The 6,049-nt window shown below is 70.6% G+C and carries 4 protein-coding genes; 2 read left to right on the forward strand and 2 right to left on the reverse strand.

The genetic code is table 11. The features are described 5' to 3' along the window. Nucleotides 1-53: 53 nt before the first annotated feature. Both galE and G6031_RS12415 read right to left on the reverse strand, forming a co-directional pair. Nucleotides 54-1,034, reverse strand: a complete 981-nt coding sequence (gene galE / locus G6031_RS12410; RefSeq protein ID WP_179525205.1) for a UDP-glucose 4-epimerase GalE — start codon at nt 1,032-1,034, stop codon at nt 54-56. Continuing rightward, nucleotides 1,031-1,720 carry a metal-dependent transcriptional regulator gene (locus tag G6031_RS12415; RefSeq protein ID WP_179525206.1) on the reverse strand — a complete coding sequence of 230 codons (690 nt, stop codon included), beginning with the start codon at nt 1,718-1,720 and terminating at the stop codon, nt 1,031-1,033. The genes galE and G6031_RS12415 overlap by 4 nt, the downstream gene beginning before the upstream one ends. A gap of 227 nt (nt 1,721-1,947) precedes the next feature. On the opposite strand from G6031_RS12415, the gene G6031_RS12420 reads away from it, so the two are divergent. Together G6031_RS12420 and G6031_RS12425 are read left to right on the forward strand one after the other, a co-directional pair. Further along, on the forward strand, nt 1,948-3,180 hold the full coding sequence (locus tag G6031_RS12420) for an acetoin utilization protein AcuC (protein WP_182653425.1): 1,233 nt from the start codon (nt 1,948-1,950) through the stop codon (nt 3,178-3,180). A 62-nt stretch (nt 3,181-3,242) separates the two neighbouring features. Further along, nucleotides 3,243-5,984 carry a bifunctional GNAT family N-acetyltransferase/acetate--CoA ligase family protein gene (locus tag G6031_RS12425; RefSeq protein ID WP_182640717.1) on the forward strand — a complete coding sequence of 914 codons (2,742 nt, stop codon included), beginning with the start codon at nt 3,243-3,245 and terminating at the stop codon, nt 5,982-5,984. The last annotated feature ends 65 nt before the right edge of the window (nt 5,985-6,049 follow it).

Here is a 6,049-nt window from a genome sequence, read left to right on the forward strand (position 1 = left end):
CGGCCCCAGGAGGCCGGCGCGGTCGGGGCGCTCCCGCCCGCGCCGGCCCGGGACTACCGCGGGGCGGAGTGCGCCCGATCACCCAGGGCCGAGGTGAACGCCCACGCATCGCGGACGATCGTGTGCAGGTCGGTCCGGGTGGGGGTCCACCCCAACTCGGTCATCGCCTTCTCGCTGGAGGCCACCAGGACTGCGGGGTCGCCGGCGCGCCGCGGTGCGACCACGTCCGGGATCGAGTGCCCGGTGACCTCGCGGCACACGTCGATCACCTCGCGGACGGAGAAGCCCTCCCCGCTGCCGAGGTTGAGTACACGGTGTACGCCGGGTCGGTTGGACTCCAGGGCCAGTAGGTGCGCGTCGGCGAGGTCGGCGACGTGGATGTAGTCGCGGACGCATGTCCCGTCCGGGGTGGGCCAGTCGTCGCCGAAGACCTTGATGTCGGATCGGTGTCCCAGGGCCACCTGCAGGACCAGCGGGATGAGGTGGGTCTCGACGACCCGGTTCTCTCCCACCGGACCGTGGGCGCCGGCCACGTTGAAGTAGCGCAGACTCGTGGCGGCGAGCCCGTGGGCCACCGCATACGAGGTGATGGCGTGATCGATCGCCAGTTTCGTGGCGCCGTAGGTGTTGGTGGGCCGGGTGGGCATGTCCTCGGTGATCGGGATCTGCTCCGGCTCGCCGTAGGTCGCCGCGGTGGACGAGAAGACGAGGTTGGTGACGTCGGCGGCGCGCATCGCGTCGAGGAGCGCGAGGGAGGTCACGACGTTGCCCTGCCAGTACTCCGCGGGCTTCTCCACCGACTCCCCGACGAGGGACCGGGCGGCGAAGTGCAGGACCCCGTCGAATCCCGGGTCCAGGACCTCGCCCGCCAGCGCGGCGACATCGCCCTCGATGAACGTCGCCTCCGCGGGGACGCCCGACCGGTTGCCGGTGGAGAGGTCGTCCAGGACCACGACCTCGTGTCCGCGCTCGACGAGCACGGTCGCGCAGACCCCGCCGACGTATCCCGCCCCACCGGTGACGAGGAGCTTCACGGGAGGATCTCGACCTGGATCGCGTGCGCGTGGTCGCCGTCGAGTTCCACGGTGTGACCGTCACCGGAGTCGAGTTCGACGAGGTGGCCCCGCCGGGTCGCGGTCACGGTCCGCAGTGGTTCCACACCGTGCGCGCGGAGCTCGGAGATGAGGTCGGTGTCGATCTGGACGTTCTCGCCGATCGCCTGGATCCGGACGCTGTGCGGGATGTCCGTGTCCAGCGCCGACAGGCGGGTGAACGCGCGATCGTTGGCCATCTGGGAGGTGTAGCCGATCCGGTCGAGCCCTGGAATGGGGTTGCCGTACGGTGACGTCCTCGGATCGTCGAGGACCTCGATGAGGCGGCGCTCCACGTCGTCACTCATGACGTGCTCCCATCGACACGCCTCGGCGTGGACCTTCTCCAGTTCCAACCCGATCACATCGACGAGCAGTCGCTCCGCGAGCCGGTGCTTACGCATCACGTCCACGGCCAGATCCCGGCCGGTCGTCGTGAGCTGGAGGTGACGGTCGGGCGCCACGTGTACGAGGCCGTCGCGTTCCATCCGCGCGACCGTCTGGCTCACGGTCGGACCGCTCTGCTCGAGTCGCTCCGCGATCCTGGCCCGGAGTGGGATGACTCCCTCCTCCTCGAGCTCATAGATGGTGCGGAGGTACATCTCGGTGGTGTCCACCAGGTCTTTCACGCTGAATCCTCCACGTCGGATCGTCGCAGGTAGTCGCCCCCGGTGGTCGACGGTCCCCTCCGGGTTCACGGTCGAGACTACCGCCGGGCCTCGAACCGGGGTGGGGAGCGGGCAATCGGGGGTCGGCTCGGGTCCCGCCGCGTAGATTCGTGGGGCGCGCATCTCGGTGTTCCCACCGGATGTGGGCTGCCGGGAGCGTCCCGGTGCGAGGGGAGGACGGGGTGGCAATGGCCGGTATCCGGGACGGCGTCGCGGCCGCGGTGGTGTGGAGTCCCTCGCTGATGGAGTACCGGCACTCCGCCGATCATCCGATGAGTCCGCGCAGACTCGATCTGACCATGTCGCTGGCCACGGAACTGGGGGTCCTGCAGGGCGTCGAGATGCTGGACCCCGGGTGGGCGAGCGACGAGGAGCTGCTCCGCGTCCACACGTCCCGCTACATCGGTGCCGTCAGGGCGGCCGGCGACCTGCCGCCCGGGGAGCACTTCGGGATGAGCCACGGTCTCGGCACGGCGGACAACCCGACGTTCCCGGGCATGCACGAGGCGAGCGCCGCGGTGGCCGGAGGAACCTTGGCCGCAGCGCGGGCGATCGCCAGTGGCGCCGCGACGCGGGCGGTCTCCGTGGCCGGCGGCATGCACCACGCCATGCCCGCGGCCGCCGCCGGCTTCTGCGTCTACAACGACGCCGCGGTGGCCATCAGCTGGTTGCTCGACAACGGGTACGACCGCATCGCCTACGTGGACATCGACGTCCACCACGGGGACGGTGTCCAGGCCGCCTTCTACGAGGATCCGCGTGTGCTGACCATGTCCCTGCACCAGCACCCGGCGACCCTGTGGCCGTCGACGGGCTGGGCATCGGAGACGGGGGTGGGCCGCGCGGAGGGGACCGCGGTCAACCTGGCGTTCCTGCCGGCGGTCACCGACGGGCTGTGGATGCGCGGGTTCCACGCGGTCGTTCCCGGGGTCCTGCGGGCCTTCGAGCCACAGATCATCGTCGTGCAGGCCGGATGCGACTCGCACCGCGAGGACCCGCTCGCCGACCTGTCCCTCACGGTCGACGGGCACCGCGAGTCCTACCTCCGACTCATCGCACTGGCGGACGAGCTCTGCGAGGGGCGGATCATCGCCATCGGCGGTGGGGGCTACGAGCTGGTCCGGGTGGTCCCGCGATCGTGGACCCATCTCATCGCCGCCGTCCTCGGCGTCCCCGTGGATCCGGGGACCCGGGTACCGGAGGAGTGGAAGGCCATGGCCGCCCGGTTCACCGTTCCGGACAGGGTCCCGCAGACGATGAGTGACGGCGGAGATCCCGCGCACACGCCCTGGGAGCCCGCCGGTGCCGATCGTGGGGGAGAGGTGGACCGGACACTGGCCCGACTCGACCAGTCGATCCTCGACACCCGCCGCTCGGTGTACCCCCTGCTCGGACTCGACCCGGACGATCCCCGGGACTGACCGCACCACCCCCGCGTCGCGGGTGCCCACCATTCACGACAGTTGTCTCATGGAGGACCACGATGGCCAACCCCGGTGACGGAACGACCGACGGCGGCGCCCCCGAGGGTGACGCGCCGGTCGTCAACCCGCCAGAACACGCCTCCACCGACACGGCGGTCGACGACTATCCGGAGGGCTATCCACACGAGTGGGCGGCGGATGTCCTGGGTTCCGACGGCCGGGCGGTGCGGATCCGGCCGGTCCTGCCCAACGACTCCGAGAAGATCACCCGCTTCCACGCCAGCCTCTCCGAGCGGACCCGCTACCTGCGCTACTTCGGCTCCCACGACGTCCTGTCGGCCAAGGAACTGCAGCGGATGACCAACGTCGACTACCGCGACCGGATGGCGTTCGTCGCGGAACTGGGCGCGGAGATCATCGGGATGGCGATCTACGAGAGGCTCCCGGACTCGACGTTCGCGGAGGTGGCGTTCACCATCTCGGACCAGCACCAGGGCCGGGGGCTCGGATCGATCTTCCTCGAGCATCTCGCGGGGTCCGCCGCCGAGTGCGGGATCGACCACTTCGAGGCGGAGGTGCTCTCGGAGAACCGGTCGATGATCCAGGTGTTCCGTCGGGCGGGGTACGAGATCTCGCGCTCCTTCGATGGATCAACCCTGCATCTCGAGTTCGCGATCGACCCCACCGAGGCGTTGACCAACGTCCGTAACGCTCGCGAGACCGCGGCCGAGGCGCGCAGCCTCGCGAGGGTCCTGACCCCCGCCTCGGTGGCGGTCATCGGCGCCTCCGACCAGGTCGGCAAGATCGGCCACACGGTCCTGCGCAACCTCATCGGGAACGGGTTCTCCGGCCCGGTGTACCCGGTCAACTCCGATGCGACCTCCGTGCAGTCCGTTCGTGCCTACGCCAGCGTCCGCGACATCCCCGACCCGGTCGACCTGGCCGTGGTGGCGGTTCCGGCCGCGTCCATGTCCGAGGTGCTCGACGACTGCCTGTCCAAGGGGGTCTCGACCCTCGTCGTGATCTCGGCCGGGTTCTCCGACGTCGGCAGCGCCGGAGTGGTGTCCGAACGTCGCCTGGTGAGCGAGGCCCGCGCCCACGGGATGCGGGTGGTGGGGCCCAACGCCCTCGGGGTGATCAACACCTCCCCCGACGTCCAGCTCAACGCCACCCTCGCCGAGGTGGTCCCGGGGCCGGGTCGGGCCGGGTTCTTCTGTCAGTCGGGTGCCCTGGGGATCACGATCCTCGCCGCCGCCGCCCGCCGGGGTCTGGGACTGTCGACATTCGTCTCCGCGGGGAACCGTGCGGACGTCTCCGGCAACGATCTGCTCCAGTACTGGGATACCGACACCGGGACCGAGGTGGTCCTGCTCTACCTCGAGAGTTTCGGCAACGCCCGCAAGTTCTCGCGGATCGCGCGCCGCGTGGCCCGCAACAAGCCGGTGGTGGTGGTGCGCCGGGCCGTCGACGACCTGGAATCGGGAGTGCAGGGTCTGACCGCCTCGGCCATCCGCGGACTGTTCCGCGACTCCGGGCTCATCCAGGTGGACTCCATCACCGACATGTTCGACACGGCGACGTTGCTCGCCTATCAGCCGTTGCCGGCGGGCGGCCGTCTGGCGATCGTCGGGAACTCGACCGCCGTCGGCCGACTGGGCGGGGACTCCGCGCGGTTGCAGGGATTCACCGTGGCGCACTCGGTCGACCTGGGCGCGGGAGCGCTACCCGAGGACTTCCGGGCCGCGATCGCCGACGTGGTGGCCCGCGACGAGGTGGACTCGGTGCTGACGGTGTTCGTGCCACCGGTGGCCACCGAGCCCGATGCCTACGCCGAGGCCATCCGTGCCGCGGCGGCCGACAGTTCCAAGCCGGTGGTGAGTACCTTCCTCGCCGGCGAGGGACTGCCCGAGGGGCTCACCATCACCGACGAGTCCGGCGTGGCCTCGCGGGGTTCCATCCCGTCGTACCCGTACCCCGAGCGTGCGGTGTCGGCGCTGGTGCGCGCCCGCCGCTACGCCGAGTGGCTGGACCAGCCCGCGGAGGAGCCGGCCGAGTACGACGACATCGACCGCGCCCGCGCGCGGGATCTCGTCGATTCTCTGTGTCACTCGAACGCCGGGAACGAGTCGTTCGAACTCACCCAGGGGCAGGTCCGGAGTCTGCTGGAGTGCTACGGGGTGGGGATCGTCGACTACCGTGTGGCGGTCGGGGTGGAGCAGGCGGCCATGGCGGCCGAGGAGCTCGGGTACCCGGTGGCGGTCAAGGCGATGGGGGAGAAGTGGCGGACCCGGAGTGACCAGTCCGGGGTTCGCCTGGACCTGACCGACGCGGGGGCCGTGCGTCACGCGTTCGACGACCTCAAGGCGACCACCGGTTCCCGGGCACTCCACGTCCAGAAGATGGCCACCAAGGGGGTCGCGGTGACGATCCGGGTGGCGGACCACCCGATCTTCGGCTCGCTCATCTCCTTCGGCCTGTCCGGGATGCTCTCGGACCTCCTCGCCGATCGCGCGTTCAGCACCCTGCCGATCTCCCCCTCGGAGGCCCGGTCGCTCCTCGACCGTCCTCGGGCCGCGCCCATCCTCGACGGATATGCGGGGGACACCCCTGCCGACAAGGACGCCCTGGTGGAGCTCATGGGCCGGATGTCGTGCCTGGTGGAGGACGTCCCCGAGCTCAGACGGCTGTCTCTCGACCCCGCGCTCGCGGCCCCCGACGGTGTGTCCGTGTTGTACGCACAGGTCCATCTGGGGCCGCCCCCGCGGTTCAGCGGGGACGAGGGCCCGCGGAGACTGCGCTAGCTGTCGGTACAGCCGGCGCGGCGTGCGCGGCGGGTCGGCCCCTGCGCCGGCGCGGCTCGTCGCCC

The sequence above is a fragment of the Dietzia sp. CQ4 genome (genome assembly GCF_014145125.1).
Classification (GTDB): Bacteria; Actinomycetota; Actinomycetes; order Mycobacteriales; family Mycobacteriaceae; genus Dietzia; species Dietzia natronolimnaea.